Here is a 25,011-nt window from a genome sequence, read left to right as displayed (position 1 = left end):
GAGGACGGAGCGGGAGAAAGGCAGGATCCCCCGGCACGAAGCTTATCCGCCCTTCGCGTCGAGATCGGCGTCGAGCCCTTCGCCGCCCGGCTTGCCATCCTTGCCGAGCGACCTGAGCTGGAAGCTGCTGCCCGTCGAGGAGTAGACATAGGGGTTGCCCCACGCATCCACCGGGGTCTCCGAGACATAGCCGCCATCGGGCCAGGTGGCCGGGACGGGCGGGGTGACCGGCTTCTCGGCCAGCGCCTTGAGGCCCTGTTCGGTGGTGGGGTACTGCCCGTTGTCGAGCCGGTAGAGCTTGAGCGCGCTCGACAGGCTGGCGAGGTTGGTCTGGGTGGTGGTTACCCGCGCCTGATCGGGGCGGCCCACCACGTTCATGGTGACGAGGCCGGCGACGATCGCGATGATGACGAGCACCACGATCATCTCGAGCAGGGTGAGGCCGGCTTCGCTGCTCGAAATGGCGCGGCGCTTGCCCTTGATTGGGGAGAGTGCCACGGTGTCACGGAACTGTTTTAAAACTATGCGCATCGCGGCCCTATGCGTTCCCATCGTGAAAGCAATGTTACACCTCATGTATCCGGCGGAGCACCCATGACCGGTCAATCCCAGGCCGCCGGGGAAGCCCGTGCCGGCGGCGTTTGGGCGCTGTCCGGCGGGCGGGCGATCATAGCTGAGCCGGATGGTCCTGCAACTGTGCTGGTGCCTGGCGAATCGGTATTAGTGCTGGCCGTCGACCTGCCGTTGGGAAGCCATGCCAAGAGACTGGCGGCGCTGCCCTTCGCGATCGAGGACCGGATCGCCGATCCGGTCGAATCGGTGCACCTGGCGCTGGGCAGCGAGATCGCGCCGAAGCGCTATCTGGTCGCGGTCGTCCGCCATGCGGTGATGCGCGACTGGGTCGAGGCCGCGGAGGCGCAAGGGCTGGCGCATGCGGCGATGGTTCCCGATGCGCTGGCATTGCCGGTGCCCGATGAGGGCTGGTCCGCCGAGAGCGGCGATGGCCGGGTGCTGGTCCGCGCCGCGGACGGCACCGGCTTCGCGATGCCGGCGGCGCTGATCGGGCAGGCATGGGAGGCGGCCGGGCGGCCGCGGATCTGGAATTGCGGCGCGGCACCGATCGGCGAGTTGCCGCAGGCGCCGCGGCCAGAGGGGGGCGGCGGGCTGGCCGAGCGGCTGGCCAAGCCACCGGTCGACCTGCGGCAGGGCGTCTATGCGCGGCGGACGGCAAGCGGGAGCAGCTGGGTCAAGCGGCTCGGCTGGATCGCGGCGGGGGGGATCGCGGCGCATGTCGTGATCGCAGGGGCGGACACGTTGATGCTGCGCGCGATCGCCGAGCGGCGTGCCGACGATACGCGCGCCGCAGTGGCGCAGGCCGCGCCGGGGGCTAATCTGGGTGATGACCTTAGGGTCAGTGTCGCCGACATGTTGCCGGCGCCGGGGCCGGCGGGGAGCCAGTTCGTGCCGCTGGTCACGCGCACGTCGAACGCGCTCGCGCCGCTGTCGAGCGCGGTGACGGCGCGATCGATTCGCTTCGAGGGGAACGCCCTGGTGATGGAGATCGAGCCGGGCGAGCCGGGGCTTGCAGGGCGAGTGCGCGATGCGATGCGCGCGGCGGGCGTGACCGCCGATGTCGCCGCCGGGCAAGACGGCGCGCTGCGCCTGACGGTGCGGGCATGAGCAATATCCGGATCACCCGCAGCCCGACGCTCGACGCATGGAGCGCGAAGATCGGCGCATGGTGGAGCGGCCTCAGTCCCCGCGAGCGCTGGATGGTCGGGTCGCTGGGCGTAGTCCTCGGCGTGCTGTTCCTGGTGTTCGCGGTGGTGCAGCCGCTGCAGGCGGCGCGCGCCGACGCGCTGGCGGATATCCGCACCTATGAGACGCTGACGGCGCGTGTCCGGGCGGCGGGGACGCTGGTGCCCAAGGGCAGCCAGCCGCAGCAGCGCGGCGGTTCCCCTGTCGAAGCGGCACAGGCTGCGGCGGGAGAGGCCGGGATCACGGCGAACATCGTGCCGGGCGGGGCCGGGCTGACCGCGCAGGTGGCCGAGGCGCCCTACGAGGCGGTGGTCGGCTGGATCGCCAATGTCGAGCGGACGACGCCGTTGCGCGCGCGCGCGGTGGAGCTGCGCAAGGGCAGCGCCGCAGGCCGGGTGAGCGCGCGCGTGGAGTTCGCGCAATGAGCGCCGAGGCGACATTGCCGTACAGCTATGCGCGGCGCGCGGGCGTGGTGCTGCGCAGCGGGGCAGCCGGGCTGGAGTGCGTGCACCGGCCCGATGCCGCGCTCGACGCGCTGCTCGAGGTGCAGCGGATCGCGCCGGCGGCGCGCTTCGTGGCGGTCGAGGATGCGGCGTTCGACCAGGCGCTGGCGGCGAGCTATTCGGGCAGCGCCGGGGCGGCGGCCGAGTTTGATCTGGGCGGGATGGACCTTGCGGCGCTGGCGGACAGCGCGGCGGCGGTCGACGACCTGCTCGACACGCGCGATGATTCGCCCGTGATCCGCCTGATCAACGCGCTGCTGCTGGAGGCGGTCAAGGAAGGCGCGTCGGACGTGCATGTCGAGACGCAGGAGAAGCGTGTCGTGGTGCGCTTCCGCATCGACGGCGTACTGCGCGACAAGCTCGAGCCGCGGCGCGAGCTGGCGCCGCTGCTGGTCAGCCGCATCAAGGTGATGGCCAAGCTCGATATCGCCGAGAAGCGCGTGCCGCAGGACGGGCGCGTGACGCTGCGCATCGGCGGGCATGACGTCGATGCGCGCGTCTCGACGCTGCCGACCCAGCATGGCGAGCGGGTGGTGATGCGCCTGCTCGAAAAAGGCTCGCTCAAGCTCGACCTCGAGCATCTCGGCATGAGCGAGCGCGACCGCACGGTGTTCGCGCGGCTGCTGGAGCGCCCGCACGGCATGCTGCTCGTCACCGGGCCGACCGGATCTGGCAAGACGACCAGCCTCTATGCGGCGCTCCAGCGTCTGAACGACCGCAAGCGCAACATCATGACGGTGGAAGATCCCATCGAATATGAGCTCGCCGGGATCGGCCAGACTCAGGTGAATGCGCGCACCGGCATGACCTTTGCCCGCGGGTTGCGCGCGATCCTGCGCCAGGATCCGGACGTGATCATGGTCGGCGAGATCCGCGACCAGGAGACCGCCGAAGTCGCGGTGCGATCGGCGATGACGGGGCATTTCGTGCTCTCGACGCTGCACACCAACAGCGCGGTCGGGTCGGTGACGCGGCTGATCGACATGGGGGTCGAGCGCTATCTGCTCGCGCCGATGCTGGTCGGGCTCGCGGCGCAGCGGCTGGTACGGCGGCTGTGCCCGAGTTGCCGCCGCGAGGACAAGGCGAGCGAGGGCGATGCGATGCTGCTCGGCGGTGCGCTCAAGGCCGGCGAGACGGTGTGGCGCGCGGTGGGGTGCGAGGATTGCGGCGGCGACGGCTATCGCGGGCGCGCCGGGCTGTACGAGGTCGTGCCGGTGGACGAGCGCTTCCAGGCGATGATCCATGACGGCGCGTCGGAAGCCGAGATCGAGGCGCATGCACGCAAGGATAGCCCCGCGCTGCTCGACGACGGCGTGGCCAAGGTCAGGGCGGGGGTGACCACGGTCGAGGAAGTGGCGCGGGTCGTGAGGGAAGAGGCGTGAATACCCTCCCCGGAACGGGGAGGGGGACCGCCGCGAAGCGGCGGTGGAGGGGGCTATCCGCTCTGGAATCCTTCGCCTTGCTCCCCCTCCACCAGCCTGCGGCTGGTTCCCCTCCCCGTGTCGGGGAGGAGTTTTAGATGCCCGCCTTTGCCTATCGTGCGGCGACGAGCGCGGGTGCCGAGAAGAAGGGGTTGATCGAGGCGGCGAGCCCGGCCGCCGCGCGCGCGATGCTGCGCGAGCAGGGGCTGTTGCCGCTGGCGGTGGATGCGGCGGCCGAGCGGCGATCGATCGGGAGCATCAAGCTCCCCTGGCTGAGCCGTTCGGGGATGAGCTCGCGCGAGCTGGCGACGGCGACGCGGCAGATCGCGACGCTTGTGGGATCGGACATCCCGGTCGAGGAAGCGTTGCGGCTGGCGGCGAGCCAGTCCGAAGCGCAGCGGGTGTCGAGCATCTTGCTGGAGGTGCGCGCGGCGATCCTCGACGGGCGCAGCTTCGCCAATGCGCTGGGGACGCATCCCAGGACCTTCCCGGAATTCTATCGGGCGTCTGTGGCGGCGGGAGAATCGTCGGGCAAGCTCACCCAGGTGCTCGAACATCTGGCGCATTTCGTCGAGAACCGGCAGGCGAACAGCCAGAAGCTGCAGCTGGCCTTGCTCTACCCCGGCCTGCTGGCGACGGTGTCGCTCGGCGTGATCGTGCTGCTGCTGGTCTATGTCATCCCCGATATCGTCAAGGTGTTCGTCTCACGCGGGACCGATCTGCCGCTGCTGACGCGGGTGCTGATCGCGATCTCCGGCTTTTTACAGGACTGGGGGCTGTACATCCTGCTCGCCGCGCTGATCGGCTTCGTGGTCTATGGCCGCTGGGTGGCGAACCCGGAGAACCGGTTGAAGGTGCACCGCGCCTTTACCGAGCGTTGGCCGTTCCGCCGCTTCAGCCGCCAGCACAATGCGGCGCGCTTCGCCGGGAGCCTCGCCACGCTGGTGTCGAGTGCCGTACCGCTGGTCGAGGCGCTGCATGCGGCGGCGGCGGTGACGCCCAACCGATGGGTGCGCGAGCGCGCGCTGCACGTCGCGGCGCGGGTGCGCGAGGGGATCAGCCTGCGCGCGGCGATGACCGAGGCGGGGGTATTTCCCCTGATGCTGACCGCGATCGTCGCCTCGGGCGAGGCGAGCGGGCAGCTCGGCCCGGCGCTGTCGCGCGCGGCGGACGAGCTCGATCGCGAGCTCGACGCGGTGACCAGCGCGATGGTGGCGCTGGTCGAGCCGCTGGTGCTGCTGCTGATGGGCGGGATCGTGCTGATGATGGTGCTGGCGATCCTGTTGCCGATCATCAACCTCAACGACCTGGTGACGTTGTAGGACTTCGCCACTACTGCTTCGTCATTCCCGCGAAGGCGGGAATCCATTGTCCCTAGCGGCGCGGCTCTTGCTGGAGATCAGCCAGAATGGATCCCCGCCTGCGCGGGGATGACTGTTATGGAAAGGTCGGAGAGGTCAAAGCGCCCCCTCGATCGCCACGCCCGCGGGCATGCCGGTGAAGGGGAGGATGCGGGCGCCGTCGGCCGTCATGCGGAAGCTGAGCTTGCCGTCCTCGCCGAGCGTCGCGTCCATCAGCGTCTGGCGTCGCTGGGTGGCGGGGGCGATGCGGATGCGGGTCGCGGTGCCGATCTTCTCGGCCGTGAGCAGGAGTGCGGGGACGGCGGTCGCCGCGCCGCCGCTCTTCGGGGTGCAGGTGCCGGGCTCGGTGGTGAGCTTGCCGTCGATCGCCTGGCCCGAGCCGCCGGTCGCGATGCGGGCGAACTGAAGCTGCATCACCAGATCGCAGGTGAAGGGCAGGTTGGGCTGGAGCGCCTGGAGGATCGAGCTGTGCGCGCTGCCGCTGACATCGTCGAGCACGGTGCGGCCGAAGCGGACGAGGCCGCGGCCGCCCATGTCGGTGTCGGGGCCGGTCGCCTTCCAGTCGGCAGCGAAGGCAAGGCTGGTGAGCGAGCGCAGCGGCGCCCAGCGCCAATCGAACTTGCTTCCGCCCGCGACGCCGACCTCGCCGTTCCACACGGTTCCGGCGACCCCGGTCCGCCAAGGACGGTTCTTGAGGAACACGCTGGCGGGCATCGTCGCGAGCATCGCCAGCGCATAAGCGGCTATGCCCAGCGCGACGAAGACGGTAAGACGCCGCCGTGCCGACCAAGACGCCAATCCGGACACCGGCGTTTCCCCGCCGCGATCTGTTGAAATCAGCCCTGTTGCTGCCGCCGGCATTGCTTGCGAGTCCCTCTGTTCTGGCGGCCGGTGACTTGCAGGACAAGAAGCCCAAGCGCGACAAACGGCCGGTGGCGATGCTGTTGCCGCTGAGCGGCCCGCGCGCCGCGCTGGGCCTTAGCATGCGGCAGGCGGCGTTGCTCGCGGATTCTGGGCCGGAGATCACGGCGTACGACACCGGCGGGACCGCTGCGGGCGCGGCGCTGGCGGCGCGCAATGCGCTGAAGGCCAAGGCGGCGATGATCCTGGGGCCGGTGACTGCCGAGGAGACGACTGCCGTGGCCCGCGAGGTCGCGGGGCGCGTGCCGGTGGTGGCGTTCAGCAACAATGCGGTGGTGCGTGCGCCGGGCAGCTGGGTGTTCGGGATCACGCCGAGCCAGGTGACCAGCGCGATCCTGCGCTATGCCCGCTCGCGTGGCATCAGGAATGTCGTGGTGATCGACGACACCTCGCCCTGGAGCGCCGCGGCGGCGCTGGCGGCGGGCAAGGTGCAGGGCGAGATCGGCATCGACGTCCGCGTGCTGACCGTGACGGACGGGCAGCCCCTGCCGGCAGCGGGCGATGCGCCCGACGCGGTGCTGCTGCCCGGCAGCGGCGAGGCGGTATTGGCGGCGGCACGCAATCTCAAGGAAACCGGTATCCAGCTGCTCGGCACGGTGCAAGCGCTGGACCATCGCCCGGCTTCGCTGGAGGTGCTGAGCGGCGCCTGGCTCGCCAGCCCCGATCCGGCGGCGTTCGGGCGGTTCGCGGGCGAGTATCGCGCGCGGCATGGCGGCGATCCCGGGGCGCTGGCGGCGCTGGCCTATGATGCGGGCGGGATCGTCAAGGTGCTGCGGGGCAAGGGCGAGATCAGCGAACGGGCGCTGCTCGCCGAGACGAGCTACCCTTGCGTCACCGGCAATGCCCGCTTTCGCAGCGACGGCAGCGTGGCGCGCGAACTGGCGATCCTCCTCGCCGGGTCGCAAGGCTATGAGCCGGTCGCGGTGAGCCTGGGCGCGTGAAACCGGAAGCGGGAGAGGAGGGGTTCACCCTTCTCGAGCTGATCATCTCGCTAGGCCTGTTCGCGCTGATCGCGGTGGCGGGGCTGGGGCTGCTCGACAGCGTGCTCAACGTGCAGGGCCGGACCGAGGCGCGGCTGAGCCGGCTGGCCGACCTGCAGCGTGCGATGTTCGTGGTGCAGAGCGACCTCGACCAGATCACCCGCGGCGAGATTTCGGGGGGCGGCAACGGCATCGCCTTTACCCGGATTGCCGGGGGACTTGGCGGGCCGCCGGTGCCGGTGCGCTATGACGCGGCGCAGGGCGCGCTGGTGCGATCGGCGCCGCAGCCGCAGATGCTGTTGCAGGGCGTGGCGGGGGCGAGGTGGCGCTTCCGCGACGGCAATGCCTGGGTCGATCGCTGGCCGGTGAGCGAGGCGCGCAAGGCGGAATGGCCGCGCGCGGTGTCGGTCGAGATGCAGGTGGGCGGCGTGCCGGGGCCGCAAGGGGTGCTGCGCCGCGTGGTGGTGCTGCCCGACCGGCCGAGGGACCGGTGATGCGCCGCCCAGAGGAAGAAACTGGGGACGAGCAGGGCATGATCCTGGTCAACGTGCTGATGTTCGTCGCGATCGCCAGCGGGCTGGTGCTGCTGATGATCAGCCGCGAGGAACTGGCGCTCGACCGCTCGCTGCGGGGGCGCGAGGCAGCGCGGGCGGCGGCGATCGTGCGCGGCGGCGAGCTTTCGGCGATCAGCGCGCTGCGCAAGGATATGCGGGAAGCGCCCGATGTGGACCATGCGGGCGAGGCCTGGGCGTCGATTGGGGCGAGCGGCGCGGAGATCGACGGCGGCAGCTTCGACCTGGCGGTGAGCGACGCCGAGGGGCGCTTCAACGTCAACGCGCTGCGCAGCGGCGAGGTCGCGCCGGTGCTGATCTTCCAGAAGCTGGCCACGATCGCCGGGCTGGACGAGGCGCAGATGACCCAGGCGATCGCCTATGTGCGCAGCCAGGGGCCGGTAACCGATGTGCGGCCGATCCGCCTGCTGCCCGGGGCGGATCAAGATGCGATCGCGCGGCTCGAGCGGATGGTGACGGCATTGCCGGGGACGACCGCGATCAACCTCAATGCCGCCGACCAGGAGCTGCTGGCGATCCTGTTCGACGATCCGGTGGTCGCCGAGCGGCTCGCCGCGATCCGCAAGCGCAACGGGCAGATCACGCTGCGCGACCTTTCCGACCAGAAGGTCAGCCAGCCGCCCGGGACCAGCTTCCGCTCCGATACCTTCTGGGTGCGGGTGCGGGCGACGATCGGCGGGACGGCGCAGGACGGCGCGACGCTGATCCAGCGCAAGCGGGCCGACGACGGGACGCTGGAGGTGCTTCCCGTAGCGCGCTGGCGCAACGCCGCCGTGCCGCCCGAGGCGCCCGCTATAGGCGGCTGAGCGCCCAAAGGCTTTGCCACGCGTGCGCGAGGCGCAATGGAAGTTGACACTGGGTTGACACTATCGCGCGGTTTCCTGGTGCGGTGTCAGGCACGCGTTCGACGAGTCAAAGATCGGACGGCGAGGATCGGACGGCGAGTTGTCGCCAGCGGGATTGGATCAGACGAAATCCAACATTGCAAGCGATCCGCCGCCTGCCTCTTGAAATTTATGATATACTATATCATCTGCGCCGTAGGCAGCTTGGAGTGGCGTGATGCGGGGATGGATAGGGAAGTGGTTCGACGGCTTTGCGGTAGGCGCATCGGCGCTTTGCCTGGTGCATTGCTTGGGGCTGCCGCTGCTGATCGCGGCGTTGCCGGCGATCGCCAATCGGATCGACCCGGGTGAGGGGTTCCATCTGGCGGTGCTGCTGTTCGCGATCCCGACAAGCGCATTCGCGCTGATCGAGGGGTGGCGGCGGCATCGCGGGGTGGCGCCGCTGTTCGTCGGCGGTGCAGGGCTGACGCTGATGGCGGCGGGGTTGGCGTTCGGGAACTGGGCGGCGGTCGAGACCGGCGTCACGGTAGCGGGAAGCCTGTTGCTGGCCGGGGCGCATGTGGCGAACTGGCGGGGGCGGACGGCGGCTAGCCAAACCTAGAAACCCAGCCCTCACGTTCGTTTTCGACACGATGAGCCAGGAGCCGCGAGTGGGACGAATAGATTGAGTGAATCTATTTCTCTTTACCGGGGTTCGTCGCACATATGACAAGTGAGTCGCCTGGCCGAGAAATGGATCCTGAAACAAGTTCAGGATGATGGGCACTTGGAATCCTGGACTCGCCCCTTACAGAATCCCCGGCAAATCCAGTCCCATCTCCTTCGCGCAATCGCGGGCGATCTCGTAGCCCGCGTCGGCATGGCGCATCACGCCGGTCGCCGGATCATTCCAGAGGACGCGCTCGAGGCGGCGGGCGGCTTCGGAGGTGCCGTCGGCGACGATGACCATGCCCGAATGCTGCGAATAGCCCATGCCGACGCCGCCGCCATGATGGAGCGACACCCAGGTCGCGCCCGATGCGGTGTTGAGCAGCGCGTTGAGCAGCGGCCAATCGGACACGGCGTCGGAGCCGTCGCGCATCGCCTCGGTCTCGCGGTTGGGGCTGGCGACCGAGCCGCTGTCCAAATGGTCGCGGCCGATCACGATGGGGGCTTCGAGCTCGCCCGACGCGACCATCTCGTTGAAGGCGAGGGCGAGGCGGTGGCGATCGCCGAGGCCGACCCAGCAGATGCGTGCGGGCAGGCCCTGAAAGGCGATGCGCTCCCTCGCCATGTCGAGCCAGTTGTGGAGGTGGTGGTTGGCCGGGAGGAGCTGCTTCACCTTGGCGTCGGTCTTGTAGATGTCCTCGGGATTGCCCGAGAGCGCGGCCCAGCGGAACGGACCGATGCCGCGGCAGAACAGCGGGCGGATATAGGCGGGGACGAAGCCGGGGAAGGCGAAGGCGTCCGCGACGCCCTCGTCCCTGGCGACCTGACGGATGTTGTTGCCGTAATCGAGGGTGGGGATGCCCATTTCGTGGAAGGCGAGCATCGCGCGGACATGGGTGGCCATCGAGGTGCGGGCGGCCGTTTCCACCTCGTGCGGGGAGGTCTCGCGTTTGGTGAACCACTCGTCGAGCGTCCAGCCGGCGGGGAGGTAGCCGTTGACCGGATCGTGGGCGCTGGTCTGGTCGGTGACGATGTCCGGGCGGACCCCGCGGCGGACGAGTTCGGGCAGGACTTCGGCGGCGTTGCCGAGCAGGCCGACCGAGACGGGCTTGTCCGACGTGTGAATGATTTCAAGCGCTTCGTCGATGCTATTGGCAGAACGATCGAGGTAGCGGGTGCGCAGGCGCATCTCGATCCGGCTCGGCTGGCATTCGACCGCGAGGCATGAGGCGCCCGCCATCGTCGCGGCGAGCGGCTGCGCGCCGCCCATGCCGCCGAGGCCGGCGGTGAGGATCCATCTGCCCGACAGGTCGCCGCCATAATGCTGGCGCCCGGCCTCGACGAAGGTCTCGTAGGTGCCCTGCACGATGCCCTGGGTGCCGATGTAGATCCACGAGCCGGCGGTCATCTGGCCGTACATCGCCAGCCCCTTGCGATCGAGCTCGTGGAAATGCTCCCAGGTCGCCCAATGGGGGACGAGGTTGGAGTTGGCGATGAGGACGCGCGGGGCGTCCGGATGGGTGCGGAATATGCCGACGGGCTTGCCCGACTGGACGAGCAGGGTCTGGTCGGCGTCGAGCCTGCGCAGCGCGTCGACGATGCGGTCGTAGCTCTCCCAGTCGCGCGCGGCGCGGCCGATGCCGCCATAGACCACCAGCGATTCCGGGGCCTCGGCGACATCGGCGTCGAGATTGTTCATCAGCATGCGCAGCGGGGCTTCGGTAAGCCAGCTCTTTGTGGACAGCTCGGTGCCGGTCGGGGCCTTGATGCGGCGGCTGTTGTCGGTGCGGGTCATTGGGCTCTCGCGAAGTCGATGCAGGCAGTGAGGATAGGGCGGAGGATCTGCTGGCAGGATGCCGCGGTCGCGCCATGCCAGGGCGGGGGCCAGTCTTGCGGGGTCTCGATCAGATAGGTGCGCATCGCCAGCTCCATCTGGATGGCGTGAACCCCTTCGTCCGGGCGGGCATAGTGGCGGGTGATCCAGCCGCCCTTGAAGCGGCCGTTGGTGACGCGGCTGTGCGGGCTGGCGTCGCAGATGCGTTCGATGGCGGCAGTGAGGGCGGGGCCGCAGGAGGCGCCGCCATTGGTGCCGATGTTGAAGTTGGGCAGCTCGCCCTCGAACAGCTTGGGGACGATGCTTCGGATCGAGTGCGCGTCGTAGAGGACGATGGCCGGGTGGAGCGCGCGCAGGCGCTCGATCTGGAGCGCGAGGGCGAGGTGGTAGGGATCGAACCACTCGGCGCGGCGGCGCTCGATCTCGTGCTGGTCGGGCAGCGCGCCGGGCTCGTAGAGGGACTCGCCGTCGAAAGTCTGGATCGGGCAGAGGCCGGTGGTGAACTGGCCGGGATAGAGGGTGTGGCCGCTGGGGTCGCGGTTCACGTCGATCACGGTGCGCGAGACGGTGGTGCGCACGATGGTGGCGTCGAGCTCGCGCGCGAAGGCGTAGAGATGGTCGACATAGAGGTCAGCGTCGTGGCGGGCGAGTTCCGGGGAAACGAGGCCGTGGATGTCCGGCGGGATGTCGGTGCCGGCATGGGGGATGCTGACGATCAGCGGGGCGCTGCCCTGTTCGACGCGGATCATGAGGCGGGGTTCCGGTCAGCTCGGAGATTTGATTCACGCGAAGACGCGAAGACGCGAAGAGAAGAAGGTTTTTCGCGCAGAGGCGCAGAGAGCGCAGAGGCGGCAGGTTCAGCCGCGCGCAGCACTCTCTCATCGCGCCGTTGCGGCAAGCATCGTCGCTGAGGCATGGAAAGCCGCTGACGCGGCGGGACCACATCTCTGCGTCCTCCGCGCCTCTGCGCGAAAAATCTTCTTCGACCTTCTTCTTCGCGTCTTCGCGTCTTCGCGTGAATCATCTTCTTCACTTCTCGATTCCCGGTAATCCGTCGCCGAGCGCGCCGCTGGCGACCAGCGCGGTGGCAGCGGCGATGTCGGGGGCGAAGTGGCGGTCGTCCTCGAGATGGGGGACTTGGGCGCGGAGCAGGGCTCTCGCGGCTTCGAGCGGCTCGCTCGAGGTGAGCGGGGCGTGGAAGTCGCAGCCCTGCGCGGCGGCGAGATATTCGATGCCGAGGATGCTGGCGAGGTTGGCGGTCATGTCGAGCAGGCGGCGCGCGCCGTGCGCGGCCATCGAGACATGGTCCTCCTGGTTCGCGGAGGTGGGGATCGAATCGACGCTGGCCGGGTAGGCGCGCTGCTTGTTCTCGCTGACCAGGGCGGCGGCGGTGACCTGCGGGATCATGAAGCCCGAGTTGAGGCCGGGGCGCGGGGTGAGGAAGGCAGGGAGGCCGGAGAGGGCGGGATCGACGAGCATCGCGATGCGGCGCTCGGCGAGGCTGCCGATCTCGCAGATCGCGAGCGCGAGCATGTCGGCGGCGAAGGCGACCGGCTCGGCATGGAAGTTGCCGCCGGAGAGGGCTTCGCCGGTGTCCGTGAAGATCAAAGGGTTGTCGGTGACGCCATTGGCCTCGATCGCAAGCGTGGCGGCCGCCTGGCGGATCAGGTCGAGACAGGCGCCCATCACCTGGGGCTGGCAGCGCAGGCAATAGGGGTCCTGCACGCGCTCATCGCCCTCGCGGTGCGAGGCGCGGATCGCGGAGCCGGACATGAGGCCGGCGAGGGCGTCGGCGACCTCGATCTGGCCCTTGTGGCCGCGGACCTGGTGGATGCGCGGGTCGAAGGGGGTGTCGGAACCCTTGGCGGCCTCGGTCGAGAGCGCGCCGGTGACCAGCGCGGCGCGGAACAGGCGCTCGGTCTCGAACAGCGCGGCGAGGGCATAGGCCGTAGAGAATTGGGTGCCGTTGAGGAGCGCGAGGCCTTCCTTGGGGCCGAGGGTGAGGCTGCCCAGCATCTGGCGCGCGGGGCGGGCGATGCCGTCGATCAGCACCTCGCCCGTGCCGATCATCGCCGCGGCGAGATGCGCGAGCGGGGCGAGGTCTCCGCTGGCGCCGACCGACCCTTGCGCAGGGATGATCGGCGTGATGCCGCGGTCGAGCATGTCCTGCAGCATCGCGATCGTCGCCGGTTTCACGCCGCTATGGCCTTGCGCGAGGCTGGCGAGCTTGAGCGCGATCATCAGCCGGACGACCGGGGCGGGCATGGGGTCGCCCACGCCGGCGGCGTGGCTGAGGACGATGTTGCGCTGGAGCGTCTCGAGATCCGCGTCGCCGATCTTGACCGAGGCGAGTTTCCCGAAGCCGGTGTTGATGCCGTAAACCGGTTCGTGCCGGGCGAGGATCGCCTGCACAGCATCGGCGCTGGCCTGGATCTTGTCGTGGCAGGACGGATCGAGTGGGGCCGCTTCGCCGCGATAGATTGCGTTCCAGGTGGCGAGCGACGTGTTGCCGGGCGTGATCATATGCCTGCGTGGATCCGGGCGTGGAGGGGGTTGGCGCCGATGCGGTAGACCAGCTCGGCAAGGTCGGTGACGTTCCAGATGGCGAGATCGGCGGCCTTGCCGGGTTCGAGGCTGCCGGTCTGGTGCTGGAGGCCGAGGGCTCTCGCGCCGTTGAGGGTGATGCCGCGCACGCATTCGGCGACGGTCAGGCGGAAGAAGGTCGCGCCCATGTTCGCGGCGAGCAGGATCGACGCCATCGGCGAGGTGCCCGGATTGCAGTCGGTGGCCAGCGCAATGGGGACGCCCGCGGCGCGCAGCGCGGCGATCGGCGGGCGGCGCTCCTCGCGAGTGAAGTAGAAGGCGCCGGGGAGGAGGGTGGCGACGGTGCCGGATGCGGCCATCGCGGCGATGCCGGCCTCGTCGAGATGCTCGAGATGGTCGGCGGAAAGGGCGTTGTGGCGCGCGGCGAGAGCGGCGCCGCGGAGGTTGGAGAGCTGCTCGGCGTGGAGCTTGACGGGAAGGCCGTGGGCGACGGCGGTCGTGAGGACGCGATCGGTTTGGGCGGGCGTGAAGCCGATGCCCTCGCAGAATGCGTCCACCGCATCGGCATGGCCGAGGGCGGCGGGGATGATCGTATTGCAGACGAGATCGACATAGCCGTCGGCGTCGCCCCTGTATTCGGGCGGGACGGCGTGGGCGGCGAGCAGGGTGGCGCGTATGCGGACGTCGCGCCCGGCGGCGAGGCGGCGGGCGGCGCGGAGCATCTTGAGCTCGTCGTCGAGGGTGAGGCCGTAGCCGGACTTGACCTCGACCGTGGTGACGCCTTCGGAGATGAGCTGGTCGAGGCGGGGCAGGGCTGAGGCGACCAGCTCGTCCTCGCTCGCGGCGCGGGTAGCGGCGACGGTGGAGAGGATGCCGCCGCCGGCACGGGCGATCTGCTCATAGGTCGTGCCTTCGAGGCGCGCCTCGAACTCACGGGCCCGGTTGCCGGCGTGGATCAGGTGGGTGTGGCAATCGATCAGGCCGGGGGTGATCCAACGGCCCTGGCAATCGATGATCTCGGCGGCGTCGGGCGCGCCGGATTCGGGGCCGGCATAGATGATCGTGCCGCCGGCCGCAGCGACCGCGCCATGCTCGACCACGCCCAGGCCGTCGCCCGTCATCGTCGCGAGACGGGCGTTGCGCCAGAGCTTGTCCGCGGGAGTCGCCATGCGCCTTATGGTTGGACATGGCGCTGAATATGTCTAGACATAATCGGCATGATGGAAGCGTGGCGATCGACATCATCACCAATCCTCCCCCGCCAGGGGGAGGATTGGTGATGAACTTGTGGTTCGAATCCGCGCTGCTGGAGGATGGCTGGGCCGACCGGGTGCGGCTGGTGCTGGCGGACGGGCGGATCGCGGCGGTCGAGGCCGGGGTTGATCCCGTAGTGGGCGATGATCGCCACTTTGTGGCGCTGCCGGGTCTGCCCAATGTCCACAGCCACGCCTTTCAGCGTGCGATGGCGGGGCTGGCCGAGGCGCGCGGGCGGACGGACGACGATTTCTGGTCGTGGCGTGACCTCATGTACCGCTTCGTCGGGCGGATCGGGCCGGAGGAGTGCGAGGCGATTGCGGCGCTGGCCTATGCCGAGATGCTCGAGGCCGGGTTCACGCGGGTTGGCGAGTTCCATTACCTGCATCATGCGCCGGACGGGTCGCGTTATGACGATGTGGCCGAGATGTCGGGGCGGATCGCGGCGGCTGCGGATGCTGCTGGGATCGGGCTGACGCTGCTGCCGGTCTTCTACGCGCATGGCGGGTTCGGCGGGCAGCCGGCGGGGGCGGCGCAGGGGCGGTTCCTGAACGATGTCGATGGCTTTGCCGCGCTGGTCGAGCGGGCCGCATCGAAGCTGGCGCCGGACGGGGTGATCGGGATCGCGCCGCACAGCCTGCGCGCGGTGACGCCGGAGGAGTTGCGCGAGCTGCTGCCGGTGGCGAATGGAGGCCCTGTGCATATCCATATCGCCGAGCAGATCAAAGAGGTCGCCGACTGCGTGGCCTGGAGCGGGAAGCGGCCGGTGCGCTGGCTGCTCGACGAAGTTTCGGTCGATGCGCGCTGGACGCTGGTGCATGCGACGCATGTCGAGCCGGACGAGGTGGCGGGGATCGTCGCCAGCGGCGCGGTGGCGGGGCTGTGCCCGATCACCGAGGCCAATCTGGGCGACGGGCTGTTTCCTGCGGCCGAGTTCATGGCATTGGGCGGCATGATCGGGGTGGGAAGCGATTCGAACGTGCGGATCGACGCGGCGGAGGAGCTGCGGCTGCTGGAATATGGCCAGCGGCTGACGCGGGGTGCGCGCAATGTGCTGGCGGGCGAGGACCGGGCCGCGACGGGCGCGCGGCTGTTCGCCGCGGCGGTTGCCGGGGGCGGGCGCTCGCTGGGCGTCGAGACCGGACTGGCGGTGGGGCGGCCTGCCGATATCGTGTCGCTCGACCGCACCGACCCGGCCTTTGCCGAACGCAAGGGCGATGCGCTGATCGACAGCTGGGTGTTTGCGAGCCGTCGCGCGGTGGACTGCGTGTGGCGCGGCGGGGTCAAGCAGGCCGAGGGCGGGCGCCATCGGGATCGCGATGCGATCGAGGCGCGCTATCGCGCGGCGCTGGCGAGGCTGACGGCATGAGCGTGGAGGCGCGCATCCGCAGCGATATCGAGACGCGCATCCGCTCGGGCGAATGGGCCCCGGGGATGCGCGTGCCGACCGAGCATGAGCTGGTCGAGGCCTATCGCTGCGCGCGGGCGACCGCGAACAAGGCGCTGAGCCGGCTGGCGCGCGAGGGGCTGATCGAGCGCAGGCGGCGCGCGGGGAGCTTCGTCGCGCGGCCGCAGATCCGCACCGCGGTGGTGGGCGTGCCCGATATCGGCGCGCTGATCGAAGCGCGGGGCGAAATGTATCGTTGGGAATTGCTGTCGGTCGAGCTGCAGCGCCGTGCGCCCGAGGGATTTCCCACGCGTGCCGGCGGGTGCTGGCTGGCGCTTTCCGGCGTGCATCATGCGGGCAGGACGCCGTTCGGCTGGGAGGAGCGCTGGCTCGACCTTGCCGTCGCGCCGGGGGCGGAGGACGCCGATTTCGCCGCCAACGCGCCGGGCGCGTGGCTGCTCGCCAATGTGCCCTGGACCGAGGCGCGGCACCGGATCGGCGCGGTGGGTGCGGAGCCGGTCGCGGCGAAGGAGCTGGGGATCGTGGCGGGCGCGCCGTGCCTTCAGATCGAGCGCTGGACATGGCGGGGGAAGGAGCCCGTCACGTCGGCGCGGCAGGTGTTTCCGGCGGATCATTACCAACTGGTCGAAGATTTCACCCCCGGAAGCTGACGGGATCGGCTAAGGTATCAGCTGAAACCAAGGAGCGCGTATGTTCGACAAGGTCTTCCTCAAACACCCGCGCGATGTGGGTGAGAGCTATGGCGAGCATTTCGCGACCGCGACCGGCTTTGGCGCGCGCATGGTGGTGGGCGGGCTTGCCTGCATCGTCCATGGCGTGATCCCGGCGCTGTTCGTGCGCACCGCCAGCGACACGGTGAAAGCGCTCTACGGCCGGATGAAAGCGCGCCAGCCAGCCTTTGCCGAGAAGCCGCCGGCCTTCACCGAGCCGGCGTGGCAGATGGAATACGAGATCTAGAGCCGGACGGGGGGACCAATGCCGGTCGAACATGTCGCGATCGTCGGCGCGGGCTTTTCAGGCACGCTTCAGGCGATCAACCTGCTCCGCCACGAGGGTCCGCGTGCGACGCTGATCGAGCGCGGCAGCCGCGCTGGCGAGGGGCTGGCCTATGGCGCGGCGCATCCGAGCCATGTGCTGAACGTGCGCGCGGGCAATATGAGCGCGCTGCCCGACGATCCCGGGCATTTCGCGCGCTGGCTGGAGGCGCGGGGTGTGGCGGATGCCGCCGGGTCGTTCGCCTCGCGCGTCACCTATGGCGTCTATCTGCGCGAGATGCTTGAGGCGGCGATCGCCGCTAGCGGCGGGCGGCTGACGGTGCGCTATGGCGAGGTCACGGATGCGGTGGAGACCGCGCGCGGGGTCGCGCTCAAGCTCGCCGATGACGGGACGATCGAAGCCGATGCAGCGGTGCTGGCGGTAGGCAATCTGCCGCCGCACGATCCGCCGGGGCTGAGCGACGGGGCGCTGCCGGACGATCTCTACAAGGGCGATCCCTGGGCGGGCGACGTCGCCGACGGGCTGACCGCGGACGATATTGTGCTGGTCGTCGGGACGGGGCTGACGATGATCGACGTCGCGCTCATGCTGGAGGCGCGCGGCTTTCAGGGAAGGATCGTAGCGCTGTCGCGGCGCGGGCTGCTGCCACGGCGGCACGAGGCCGCGAGCGACTGGGCGAAGATCGGCGAGCGGCCCGCGACGGTGGCGTCGGGGCTGGTGCGGCAGGTGAGGCAACGCGCCGCGGCGGTGGGCTGGCGCAATGCCGTGGACGAGTTGCGCCCCTTCACCCAGCCGATGTGGGCCAATGCCAGCGAGGCCGAGCGCGCGCGCTTCCTGCGACATCTGCGGCCGTGGTGGGACGTGCACCGGCACCGGCTGGCGCCCGAGGTGGCCGACCGGCTGGCGGCGATGCAGGACCGCGGGCAGCTGCAGGTGCTGGCGGGCAAGACAATCGCCTTCACTGCGGGGCATGGCGAGGTGGCGATGACCTGGCGGCCGCGGGGGAGCGACGCGAGCGAGACGATGCGCGTGCGGCGGATCGTCAACTGCACGGGGCCGCTGGGGGACTTGAACCGGACAGTCGACCCGCTGCTGGTGGCGCTGCGCGAGCGCGGGGCGATCCGGCCCGATGCGGCGCATTTGGGGATCGACGTCAATGGCGTGGGGCAGGTGATCGGGGCGAATGGCCGGCCAAGCGAGCGGCTCTATGCGCTGGGTCCGATGACGCGCGGCGCGTTCTGGGAGATCGTCGCCGTGCCCGACATCCGGCGGCAGACCTGGGATGTCGCGCGGCGGCTGTCCAACGCGCATTGGGTAGGTGGCGAGGGGCTTTAAGGAGAACGCTTAACCAACCCTCCCCCATCAGGGAGGTGGCAACGGAGGGAAGACTCCCAACGATCGTTCTGGAATCCGCCCCCTCCGTCATGCTCCGCATGCCACCTCCCCCTGGCGGGGGAGGATTGGAGGGGCAGCTAGCGCTCGCCGCGTAGGGCGAGGCCGCGCTCGATGTCGCGGGCGACGACGGAGGCCGTGAGGCGCCCGACCAGCCGCTGCGCGCTGCGCCAGGCGGAGGCCTCTGCGGGGCGGTGACGGCTGCCGGCGATCAGGCGGCTGCCCCAGCCTTGCGCGAAGGGCGCGAAATCGGTGGGGTCGCTTCCGGGCAGGCGGTCCGCGACGACCATCGACGGGAAAGGCAGCGCGGTGCGCGGCGACGCGAAGAGGTCGGGCTTGTCCGCCGCCTCGGGATCGAACAGCAGGGCGCCGGCGACTCGCTCGACATAATGCGACGGCGAAAGCCGCGCCCACCAGGATGCGGCGAAGCACCCCAGCCCTTCGGCCACCAGCAGCACCGCACGGTCGGCGCGCAGCACGGCACTGTCGATCTGCGCGGCGAGAATCGAGCGGTTGGTGCCGGTATTCAGCGCGAGATGGGCGTCGCCGAATGCGGGCCAGCCGAAGCGTTCGCTCCAGGCGGGCGTCTGCGATTCACTGATCGTGATCACCGAAAAGCGGTGCGGGGCCGGTGCGAGCGCGAGCGTCATGGCAATCTCCCTTGCGCGTAAAATGCCAAAGCGGAGGGCGTTCGCGCAAGATGCGAACGCGTGATCATCCTTTGGGGGTACGAAAGCAATGCTTCAGTGATGTGAAGCCCCGCTGCACGCGGCGGCGCGTGCAAGAAGGAAGGCGCGTTCCCGTTTGTTGCGGGTGAGCGCGGCGGCGGCTTCGAACTCGGCCTTTGCCTCAGGGAGACGCCCGGCGCGAAACAGGAAGTCCGCGCGGGCCGCAGGAAGCGGAGCGTAGTTGCGGAGCGCGGCGGCCTCGGCCAGTTCATCGACCAAGGCGAGGCCGGCCTCGGGGCCGAACGCCATGCTGTGCGCGACCGCGCGGTTGAGGTCGACCACGGGCGAGGGCATCACCTCGCGCAGCCGGTCGTAGAGCGCGGCGATGCGCGGCCAGTCCGTATCCTCGGCGCGGCGGGCGCGGGCGTGGCAGGCGGCGAGCGCGGCCTGGAGTGCGTAGGGCCCGTCGGCGCCGCCAAGGGCTTCGGCGCGGGTGAGGGCACCGAGGCCACGGCGGATCAGCAGCTGATCCCAGTGCGCGCGGTTCTGCTGCGTGATCGGGACGAAGGCGCCGTCGGGGCCGGTGCGGGCGCGCAGGCGCGAGGCCTGGATCTCCATCAGCGCAAGCAGGCCATGGACCTCGGGCTCGCCCGGCATCAGGCCGGCGAGGATGCGGCCGAGCCGCTGCGCCTCGGCGCACAGCGCGGGGCGGATCAGATCCTCGCCTGCGGTGGCGGCATAGCCTTCGTTGAAGATCAGGTAGACAACCTCGAGCACCGAGGCGAGGCGGGCGTCACGCTCGGCGCCGCGCGGCACCTCGAAGGCGAGCGCGGCGTTGCCGATCGTCTTCTTGGCGCGGACGATGCGCTGCGCGATCGTCGGCTCGTTCGATAGGAAGGCGCGCGCGATCTCGTCGGTGGTGAGCCCGCCGATCAGGCGCAGCGTGAGCGCCGCGCGCGCCTCTGCCGAGATGACCGGGTGGCAGGCGGTGAAGATCAGCCCAAGCAGCTCGTCGCCGATATCGTCGTCCATGGCGGCCTCCAGCGCCTCGACTTCGCTGCTGTCAGCTTCGTCGAGGTCGCGGGCGATCTCCGCATGCTTGGCGGTCTGCATCTTCGCGCGGCGCAGGCCATCGATCGCGCGGCGCTTCGCGGCGGCGGTGAGCCATGCGCCGGGATTTTGCGGGACGCCAGTCTCCGGCCATTGCGCGAGCGCGATCAGCAGCGCATCCTGCGCCAGCTCCTCGGCCCGGTCGACGTCGCGGGTCATGCGGGCGAGGCTCGCAATGAGCCGCGCCCGCTCGATCCGGAAGACCGCCTCGATCGCCCGATGGGTGGTTGCGTCCGCCGCCATGCCCAAGGGTTAGGGGAGCGCGGCGGCGGAACGCAAGCGGGTCAGCGGTTGGCGAGCTTCTCGCCCACGCCGTCGTGGATCGCCTGGGCTTCGGCGGGAATGAGGTCCGAAAAGTCCTCCATCTCGTAGAGCGGGCGAATCTCGATCTCGCTCGGGCCGAACATCGGGTTGGGGCAGCGCTTCACCCATTCGACCGCTTCGTCCATGTCCTTGACTTCCCACAGCCAATAGCCGGCGACCAGCTCGCGCGTCTCGGCGAAGGGGCCGTCGATCACGGTTCGGCTGGGGCCGTCGAACGCGACGCGCTTGCCGAAGGACGAGGGCTTGAGACCATCGCCGGCGACCATGATGCCGGCGTTGACCAGCTCCTCGTTGAACTTGCCCATATCCACGAACATCTGGCTGAGCTGGGGCGAGGGCTTCATGCCTTCTTCGCTGTCCTCGGTCGCCTTCACGAACACCATCACACGCATCGGAATTCTCCTTGGTTGGCGAGGGCCTTGAGTGGCCTCGTATCCTGACGACGAGCGAGCTTGCGCGGAATCGACACGGGCGACGAATTTTTTTCGACCAAGGGCGAGAAAATGCGGCGGGCAGCGAGGTATCGCGCGATTTCAGGTGCTTGGCGACGAAAATAATGGTCGGGGAGAGAGGATTCGAACCTCCGGCCCCTGCCTCCCGAAGGCAGTGCTCTACCAGGCTGAGCTACTCCCCGACGGAGTGCCGGATCCTTGAAATGCCCCGGGGCGGGCGGACCGGCTTTCGCTTGGAGCGGCGCCTATAACCAGCACTTTCGCGGTACGCAAGCGGGTGTTCGCAAGCTTTTTCAGGTGCCGCGCGCCGCGAGCATCGCCTCGACGCTGGTGAACTTCTCACGCGGCGCACCGTCGCGCGCGGCGGCGACTTCGGCCGCCTCGATCTTCTGCCAGTCGCGGAAGGTCACGACATCGACCTCGCGGGAGGCGAGCAGGGCGTCGAGGCCGGGGCGGCCGGCCTTGCGGCTGCCGGGCTGCGTGTCCGCAGCGATCTTCTCGATGATCGCGAAGCCGTCAGGCCGGTTGGTGCCGATCGTGCCGGTCGGACCGCGCCGCGCCCAGCCGACCGCGTAGAGGCCGGGCAGCACGCGCCCTTCGTCGTTCGCGAAGCGCCCGGCGCGATCGTCATAGGGGACGCCCTCGATCCGCGGGGTGCGATAGCCGATGCACGAGACGACGAGGCTTGCAGGCACGGCATAGGTCTCGCCCGTGCCGATTGCGGCGCCGCGTGCGTCGAGCGTGGTGCGCTCGACGATCACGCGCTCGACCTTGCCGTCGCCCTCGATCCTGACGGGCTTGGCGTAGAAGTCGAAGATGATGTGGACCGGCTTGTCGACATGCGCGGCGGCGAAATTGCGTAGGTGCGTGACCGATTTGCGATGGCCAGGCTCGAGCATCGCGTCCTCGATCTCGGGCGGGAAATCGGCGATGTCGACGACCGGGGCGGCGCGTTCGAGCTCGCCCAGCTCGCCCAGCTCCTTGGGCGTCATGTTGATCTGGTGCGGGCCACGGCGGCCGAGCAGGGTGATGGTGTCGATCGATGACTTGTCGAGTGAAGCGAGCGCGTGGCCGACGATGTCGGATCCGGCGAACTCGCTTTGCGTCTTGGCGAGGATGCGCGCGACGTCGAGCGCGACATTGCCGTTGCCGATCACCACCGCGCCGGGGCCGGACAGCGGCGGGTTGAGCGCGGCATAGTCGGGGTGGCCGTTATACCAGCCGACGAACGCGGCGGAGCCGGTGACGCCGGGGAGATCGGCGCCCGGAATCTCGAGCGGACGATCGTGCGGGGCGCCGGTGGCGAGGACCACGGCGTCATAGAGGTCGAGCAATTCGGGGATCGTCACCTGCTCGCCGATCGTGACATTGCCGACGAAGCGGACATTGTCGGTGAGCGCGGTCGCCTCGTAACGGCGCGAGACGCCCTTGATCGACTGGTGATCGGGCGCGACGCCGCTGCGGATCAGGCCGAAGGGTACGGGAAGGCGATCGATGATATCGACGCGGACCTGATCGCCGAACTGCTTCTGTGCAGCCTCGGCGGTATAGTAACCCGCCGGCCCTGAACCGATCACCGCGATATGCCGCATGCCCCGACCCTCGTTTCTTGAGGCGAGCCTTGCGGCTCGCGGAGGCGGCGCCGGCCCGCTCCCCCACCCGGCCACCCATAGGATGCTGGCGCCGTGTGGCCGGGTGGGGGAGCGGACCGGCGCCGCGTGGATACCGAGCCTAGCGGCGAATGCGCGCAGGGCAAGCACTCGACGCGGGCAATTTCCTGCGGCATGCCAAGGGCATGAACCCGTTAGAGGTCGCCGCATCGCTGCTGCTGCTCGTCAACATCGCGCTGGTCGCGCGGCGGAGCATCTGGAACTATCCTTTCGCCATCGCGGCGGTCTCGCTTTACGGCGTGCTATTCTACCGGAACAAGCTGTACAGCGACATGCTGCTGCAGCTCTTCTACGTCGCGCTCAATCTCTATGGCTGGATGAACTGGACGCGGTCGAAGACGGACGCGGGCGAGGTGGTGGTGCTCACGCTGGACTGGCCGGCGCGGATCGCGTGGCTGGCGGGATGCGTGGCGCTGACAGCGGGCTGGGGATGGCTGATGCACCGGCTGACCGATGCGGCATTGCCCTGGTGGGACGCGGGCGTGGCGATGACCAGCGTCGCGGCGCAGGTCCTGCTGGCGCGCCGCTATCTCGAGAACTGGGTGCTGTGGATCGTCGTCGACATCGTCGCGATCCCGCTGTTCGCGGTGCGTGGGCTGTGGCTGACCTCGGGCGTCTATGTGATCCTGCTCGGCCTCTCGATCTGGGGACTGATCGACTGGCATCGCGCGAACGCCCGGCGTAGGGCGGCGGCATGACGTTACGGACGATTTGCCTCCATGGCCCGGAAAGCACCGGGAAATCCACCCTCGCACCACGGCTCGCCGCGCATCTGGGGGGCGAGGTGGCCGAGGAATATGGCCGCGAATATGCCGAGACGCGCGGCATCGCCTTCACGATGCACGATCTGGTCGAGATCGCGCGGACGCACGATGCGGGCGTGCAGACGATGCTGGCGGCGGGGCTGACCCCGTTGATCCTCGACACCGACCCGCTGATGACCGCGGTGTGGGCCGACATGCTGTTCGGCAAGCGCGATCCGTGGTTCGATGCATGGGACGGCACGGCCGACCTCTATCTGCTGTTCGACATCGATCTGCCCTGGGTTGCCGATGGCACCCGGATGTTCGGCGAGCCAGAGCAGCGTCGACGCTTCTTCGACCTGTCGAAGGCGGAGCTGGAGCGCCGCGGCGTGCGCTGGGCGCTGGTCAGCGGCGACGGCGAGGCGCGGTGGCAGAGCGTGCTGCGCGCGGTGGAGGGCGCGAGCTAGCGGTCAATCCCGCGCCAGGGGGAGGTGTCAGCGAAGCTGACGGAGGGGGCGGGCGGTGGAACACTGGCGGCTCGAGTCCTCCCCCTCCGTCGCGCTTCGCGCGCCACCTCCCCCTGGCGGGGGAGGATTGACCTTAATCAGTCCACCTTCGTCACCGCGAGCCCGTCGCCATTCTTGCCCACGTCGATGCGGCGCAGCACCTTGCCGGTGTCCGCATCGATCTCGGCGATCTGGTTGCGCGCGGTTTCGGCGGCGTAGAGGCGCTTGCCGTCCGGCGACCAGATCAGCGTGACCTGCGCCGCCTGCGGATCGCCGGAGACGGGGAAGCTGCGCAGCACGCTGTGAGTCGTGGCGTCGACCAGCGTAACCGTGCCCTTGTCGACGTTGCTGGTCGCGACGGTCTTGCTGTCCGGACTGGCGATGACGCGGATCGCGTTGCCGTCGATCGCGAGCTCGCCGAGCTTCTCATAGGTTGCGGCGTCGAACACGCTGAGGCGCGGGGCGGTGAGATCGCCGACGAAGACCTTGCCGCCGGCGACCGCGACCCCCTCCGGCTTGCCGCCGACCGTCAGATCGCGCAGCTTGGCGTTGGCCTTGAGGTCGAGCACGCTGACCGTTCCCGATCCGATATTCGCGACGAACGCACGCTCTTCGCCCAGCAGCGCGACCATGTGCGAGCCCTGCTGCCCGGTGGCGATCGAGGTGATCTTGCCGTCCGGTTCGACGATCGCGACCGAATTGCTGCCCTCGGTCGTCGCGATCAGCCGCTCGCTCTTCGGCATCCAGAGCAGGCCGTGCGGACGCTTGTTGGGCGAAAGCTCGATCGTGGCGACCTTGCCGAGAGGATCGAGGTCGATGATGTCGATGGTGGTGCCGCCATAGTTGACGACCGCGGCCTGGGTGCCGTCGCCCATCACGGCGATCTCGTGCGGCTGACTGCCGGTGGGCAACTTCGCCAGCTGCTTGCCGTCGGCGAGGTCGTAGATGCCGAAGCTGTCCTCGCCCTTGTTGCCGACCAGCAGCAGGTCGCGAGCGGCGGCGGGGATGGCGGCGGTGGCGAGCAGGGCGGCGGTGAGGATCAGGCGGCGCATCTTTCTCTCCGGCTTGACGGCGGGAGACTGTGCGTTTCGGCTTGGCCCC

General features: G+C 69.4%; 24 protein-coding genes, 1 tRNA gene and 1 pseudogene. 14 read left to right on the top strand and 12 right to left on the bottom strand.

Translation table 11 applies throughout. The features are described from left to right. Positions 1–42: 42 nt before the first annotated feature. The gene (gene gspG, locus VGD28_RS10345; protein WP_331028259.1) at positions 43–498 is read right to left on the bottom strand and encodes a type II secretion system major pseudopilin GspG; all 456 of its coding nucleotides are present in this window, start codon (positions 496–498) and stop codon (positions 43–45) included. Positions 499–594: 96 nt separating this feature from the next. On the opposite strand from gspG, the gene gspL reads away from it, so the two are divergent. The 4 genes from gspL to VGD28_RS10325 all read left to right on the top strand — a co-directional run bounded on the left by gspL (position 595) and on the right by VGD28_RS10325 (position 5,004). Further along, entirely contained in the window at positions 595–1,680 is a 1,086-nt protein-coding gene (gene gspL / locus VGD28_RS10340) for a type II secretion system protein GspL (RefSeq protein ID WP_331028258.1), read from the top strand. Beyond that, positions 1,677–2,183 (top strand): type II secretion system protein GspM, encoded by a 507-nt coding sequence (gspM, locus tag VGD28_RS10335; RefSeq protein WP_331028257.1) that lies wholly within the window; start codon positions 1,677–1,679, stop codon positions 2,181–2,183. Before gspL ends, gspM begins: the two co-directional genes overlap by 4 nt. Then, complete coding sequence (gene gspE, locus VGD28_RS10330) at positions 2,180–3,643, top strand: type II secretion system ATPase GspE (protein WP_331028256.1); 1,464 nt, start codon at positions 2,180–2,182, stop codon at positions 3,641–3,643. Before gspM ends, gspE begins: the two co-directional genes overlap by 4 nt. A 137-nt stretch (positions 3,644–3,780) precedes the next feature. After that, complete coding sequence (locus tag VGD28_RS10325; RefSeq protein WP_331028255.1) at positions 3,781–5,004, top strand: type II secretion system F family protein; 1,224 nt, start codon at positions 3,781–3,783, stop codon at positions 5,002–5,004. A 135-nt stretch (positions 5,005–5,139) separates the two neighbouring features. On the opposite strand, the gene gspN is transcribed toward VGD28_RS10325, so the two are convergent. After that, positions 5,140–5,850, bottom strand: coding sequence for a type II secretion system protein N (gspN, locus tag VGD28_RS10320; protein WP_331028254.1), 711 nt, complete (start codon positions 5,848–5,850; stop codon positions 5,140–5,142). A gap of 89 nt (positions 5,851–5,939) precedes the next feature. On the opposite strand from gspN, the gene VGD28_RS10315 reads away from it, so the two are divergent. The 4 genes from VGD28_RS10315 to VGD28_RS10300 all read left to right on the top strand — a co-directional run bounded on the left by VGD28_RS10315 (position 5,940) and on the right by VGD28_RS10300 (position 8,962). Further along, the gene (locus VGD28_RS10315; protein ID WP_331028253.1) at positions 5,940–6,905 is read left to right on the top strand and encodes a penicillin-binding protein activator; all 966 of its coding nucleotides are present in this window, start codon (positions 5,940–5,942) and stop codon (positions 6,903–6,905) included. After that, positions 6,902–7,438: a type II secretion system protein GspJ gene (locus tag VGD28_RS10310; RefSeq protein WP_331028252.1), complete on the top strand. Its 537-nt coding sequence runs from the start codon at positions 6,902–6,904 to the stop codon at positions 7,436–7,438. Before VGD28_RS10315 ends, VGD28_RS10310 begins: the two co-directional genes overlap by 4 nt. After that, positions 7,438–8,322: a Type II secretory pathway component PulK-like protein gene (locus VGD28_RS10305; protein ID WP_331028251.1), complete on the top strand. Its 885-nt coding sequence runs from the start codon at positions 7,438–7,440 to the stop codon at positions 8,320–8,322. Before VGD28_RS10310 ends, VGD28_RS10305 begins: the two co-directional genes overlap by 1 nt. 256 nt (positions 8,323–8,578) lie before the next feature. Further along, positions 8,579–8,962: a MerC domain-containing protein gene (locus VGD28_RS10300; RefSeq protein WP_331028250.1), complete on the top strand. Its 384-nt coding sequence runs from the start codon at positions 8,579–8,581 to the stop codon at positions 8,960–8,962. Positions 8,963–9,148: 186 nt separating this feature from the next. On the opposite strand, the gene hutU is transcribed toward VGD28_RS10300, so the two are convergent. The 4 genes from hutU to hutI form a co-directional block, all read right to left on the bottom strand. Next, positions 9,149–10,804, bottom strand: coding sequence for a urocanate hydratase (gene hutU / locus VGD28_RS10295; protein WP_331028249.1), 1,656 nt, complete (start codon positions 10,802–10,804; stop codon positions 9,149–9,151). Then, positions 10,801–11,592 (bottom strand): N-formylglutamate deformylase, encoded by a 792-nt coding sequence (hutG, locus tag VGD28_RS10290; protein ID WP_331028248.1) that lies wholly within the window; start codon positions 11,590–11,592, stop codon positions 10,801–10,803. Before hutG ends, hutU begins: the two co-directional genes overlap by 4 nt. Before the next feature lie 280 nt (positions 11,593–11,872). After that, entirely contained in the window at positions 11,873–13,366 is a 1,494-nt protein-coding gene (gene hutH, locus VGD28_RS10285; protein WP_331028247.1) for a histidine ammonia-lyase, read from the bottom strand. Then, entirely contained in the window at positions 13,363–14,556 is a 1,194-nt protein-coding gene (gene hutI, locus VGD28_RS10280; RefSeq protein WP_331028246.1) for an imidazolonepropionase, read from the bottom strand. Before hutI ends, hutH begins: the two co-directional genes overlap by 4 nt. A 110-nt stretch (positions 14,557–14,666) precedes the next feature. On the opposite strand from hutI, the gene VGD28_RS10275 reads away from it, so the two are divergent. Genes VGD28_RS10275 through VGD28_RS10260 form a run of 4 tightly spaced genes read left to right on the top strand, consistent with a single transcriptional unit; the run spans position 14,667 to position 18,380 of the window. Then, entirely contained in the window at positions 14,667–16,010 is a 1,344-nt protein-coding gene (locus tag VGD28_RS10275) for a formimidoylglutamate deiminase (RefSeq protein ID WP_331028245.1), read from the top strand. Then, complete coding sequence (locus tag VGD28_RS10270; RefSeq protein WP_331028244.1) at positions 16,007–16,699, top strand: UTRA domain-containing protein; 693 nt, start codon at positions 16,007–16,009, stop codon at positions 16,697–16,699. Before VGD28_RS10275 ends, VGD28_RS10270 begins: the two co-directional genes overlap by 4 nt. Positions 16,700–16,739: 40 nt before the next feature. Then, positions 16,740–17,006, top strand: a complete 267-nt coding sequence (locus VGD28_RS10265) for a DUF6356 family protein (RefSeq protein WP_331028243.1) — start codon at positions 16,740–16,742, stop codon at positions 17,004–17,006. Positions 17,007–17,024: 18 nt separating this feature from the next. Then, complete coding sequence (locus VGD28_RS10260; protein WP_331028242.1) at positions 17,025–18,380, top strand: FAD/NAD(P)-binding protein; 1,356 nt, start codon at positions 17,025–17,027, stop codon at positions 18,378–18,380. 137 nt (positions 18,381–18,517) lie between these two features. On the opposite strand, the gene VGD28_RS10255 is transcribed toward VGD28_RS10260, so the two are convergent. From VGD28_RS10255 to VGD28_RS10235, 5 genes and pseudogenes are all read right to left on the bottom strand, one after another. Beyond that, a complete protein-coding gene (locus tag VGD28_RS10255; protein WP_331028241.1) occupies positions 18,518–19,087 on the bottom strand; it encodes an alpha/beta hydrolase in 570 nt (189 codons plus the stop codon). A 93-nt stretch (positions 19,088–19,180) separates the two neighbouring features. Beyond that, on the bottom strand, positions 19,181–20,458 hold the full coding sequence (locus VGD28_RS10250; RefSeq protein WP_331028240.1) for an RNA polymerase sigma factor: 1,278 nt from the start codon (positions 20,456–20,458) through the stop codon (positions 19,181–19,183). Between the two features lie 113 nt (positions 20,459–20,571). Next, a pseudogene (locus VGD28_RS10245) lies at positions 20,572–20,931 on the bottom strand (YciI family protein); the annotation flags it as partial. A gap of 165 nt (positions 20,932–21,096) precedes the next feature. Further along, a tRNA-Pro gene (locus VGD28_RS10240) sits at positions 21,097–21,173 on the bottom strand. A gap of 111 nt (positions 21,174–21,284) precedes the next feature. Further along, complete coding sequence (locus tag VGD28_RS10235; RefSeq protein ID WP_331028239.1) at positions 21,285–22,583, bottom strand: FAD-dependent oxidoreductase; 1,299 nt, start codon at positions 22,581–22,583, stop codon at positions 21,285–21,287. Positions 22,584–22,732: 149 nt separating this feature from the next. Here VGD28_RS10235 and pnuC point away from each other — a divergent pair, with 149 nt between their 5' ends. Both pnuC and VGD28_RS10225 read left to right on the top strand, forming a co-directional pair. Further along, positions 22,733–23,359 (top strand): nicotinamide riboside transporter PnuC, encoded by a 627-nt coding sequence (gene pnuC / locus VGD28_RS10230; protein ID WP_331028238.1) that lies wholly within the window; start codon positions 22,733–22,735, stop codon positions 23,357–23,359. Beyond that, positions 23,356–23,871: an AAA family ATPase gene (locus VGD28_RS10225; RefSeq protein WP_331028237.1), complete on the top strand. Its 516-nt coding sequence runs from the start codon at positions 23,356–23,358 to the stop codon at positions 23,869–23,871. The genes pnuC and VGD28_RS10225 overlap by 4 nt, the downstream gene beginning before the upstream one ends. Before the next feature lie 137 nt (positions 23,872–24,008). Here the strand turns inward: VGD28_RS10225 and VGD28_RS10220 are convergent, their stop codons facing one another. Further along, positions 24,009–24,962: a YncE family protein gene (locus VGD28_RS10220; protein WP_331028236.1), complete on the bottom strand. Its 954-nt coding sequence runs from the start codon at positions 24,960–24,962 to the stop codon at positions 24,009–24,011. Positions 24,963–25,011 lie beyond the last annotated feature (49 nt).

Source organism: Sphingomonas sp. (assembly GCF_036402235.1).
In the GTDB taxonomy this organism is placed as follows: domain Bacteria; phylum Pseudomonadota; class Alphaproteobacteria; order Sphingomonadales; family Sphingomonadaceae; genus Sphingomonas.
This window is presented reverse-complemented; position numbering and strand designations above follow the sequence as displayed.

Bases quoted from the DNA above. Each gene is read 5' to 3' on its own strand.
- gspL (WP_331028258.1), top strand. From the start codon at position 595: ATGACCGGTCAATCCCAGGCCGCCGGGGAAGCCCGTGCCGGCGGCGTT.
- gspM (WP_331028257.1), top strand. From the start codon at position 1,677: ATGAGCAATATCCGGATCACCCGCAGCCCGACGCTCGACGCATGGAGC.
- gspE (WP_331028256.1), top strand. From the start codon at position 2,180: ATGAGCGCCGAGGCGACATTGCCGTACAGCTATGCGCGGCGCGCGGGC.
- VGD28_RS10325 (WP_331028255.1), top strand. From the start codon at position 3,781: ATGCCCGCCTTTGCCTATCGTGCGGCGACGAGCGCGGGTGCCGAGAAG.
- VGD28_RS10305 (WP_331028251.1), top strand. From the start codon at position 7,438: ATGCGCCGCCCAGAGGAAGAAACTGGGGACGAGCAGGGCATGATCCTG.
- VGD28_RS10300 (WP_331028250.1), top strand. From the start codon at position 8,579: ATGCGGGGATGGATAGGGAAGTGGTTCGACGGCTTTGCGGTAGGCGCA.
- hutU (WP_331028249.1), bottom strand. From the start codon at position 10,804: ATGACCCGCACCGACAACAGCCGCCGCATCAAGGCCCCGACCGGCACC.
- hutG (WP_331028248.1), bottom strand. From the start codon at position 11,592: ATGATCCGCGTCGAACAGGGCAGCGCCCCGCTGATCGTCAGCATCCCC.
- hutH (WP_331028247.1), bottom strand. From the start codon at position 13,366: ATGATCACGCCCGGCAACACGTCGCTCGCCACCTGGAACGCAATCTAT.
- hutI (WP_331028246.1), bottom strand. From the start codon at position 14,556: ATGGCGACTCCCGCGGACAAGCTCTGGCGCAACGCCCGTCTCGCGACG.
- VGD28_RS10275 (WP_331028245.1), top strand. From the start codon at position 14,667: ATGAACTTGTGGTTCGAATCCGCGCTGCTGGAGGATGGCTGGGCCGAC.
- VGD28_RS10270 (WP_331028244.1), top strand. From the start codon at position 16,007: ATGAGCGTGGAGGCGCGCATCCGCAGCGATATCGAGACGCGCATCCGC.
- VGD28_RS10265 (WP_331028243.1), top strand. From the start codon at position 16,740: ATGTTCGACAAGGTCTTCCTCAAACACCCGCGCGATGTGGGTGAGAGC.
- VGD28_RS10260 (WP_331028242.1), top strand. From the start codon at position 17,025: ATGCCGGTCGAACATGTCGCGATCGTCGGCGCGGGCTTTTCAGGCACG.
- VGD28_RS10255 (WP_331028241.1), bottom strand. From the start codon at position 19,087: ATGACGCTCGCGCTCGCACCGGCCCCGCACCGCTTTTCGGTGATCACG.
- VGD28_RS10250 (WP_331028240.1), bottom strand. From the start codon at position 20,458: ATGGCGGCGGACGCAACCACCCATCGGGCGATCGAGGCGGTCTTCCGG.
- VGD28_RS10235 (WP_331028239.1), bottom strand. From the start codon at position 22,583: ATGCGGCATATCGCGGTGATCGGTTCAGGGCCGGCGGGTTACTATACC.
- pnuC (WP_331028238.1), top strand. From the start codon at position 22,733: ATGCGCGCAGGGCAAGCACTCGACGCGGGCAATTTCCTGCGGCATGCC.
- VGD28_RS10225 (WP_331028237.1), top strand. From the start codon at position 23,356: ATGACGTTACGGACGATTTGCCTCCATGGCCCGGAAAGCACCGGGAAA.
- VGD28_RS10220 (WP_331028236.1), bottom strand. From the start codon at position 24,962: ATGCGCCGCCTGATCCTCACCGCCGCCCTGCTCGCCACCGCCGCCATC.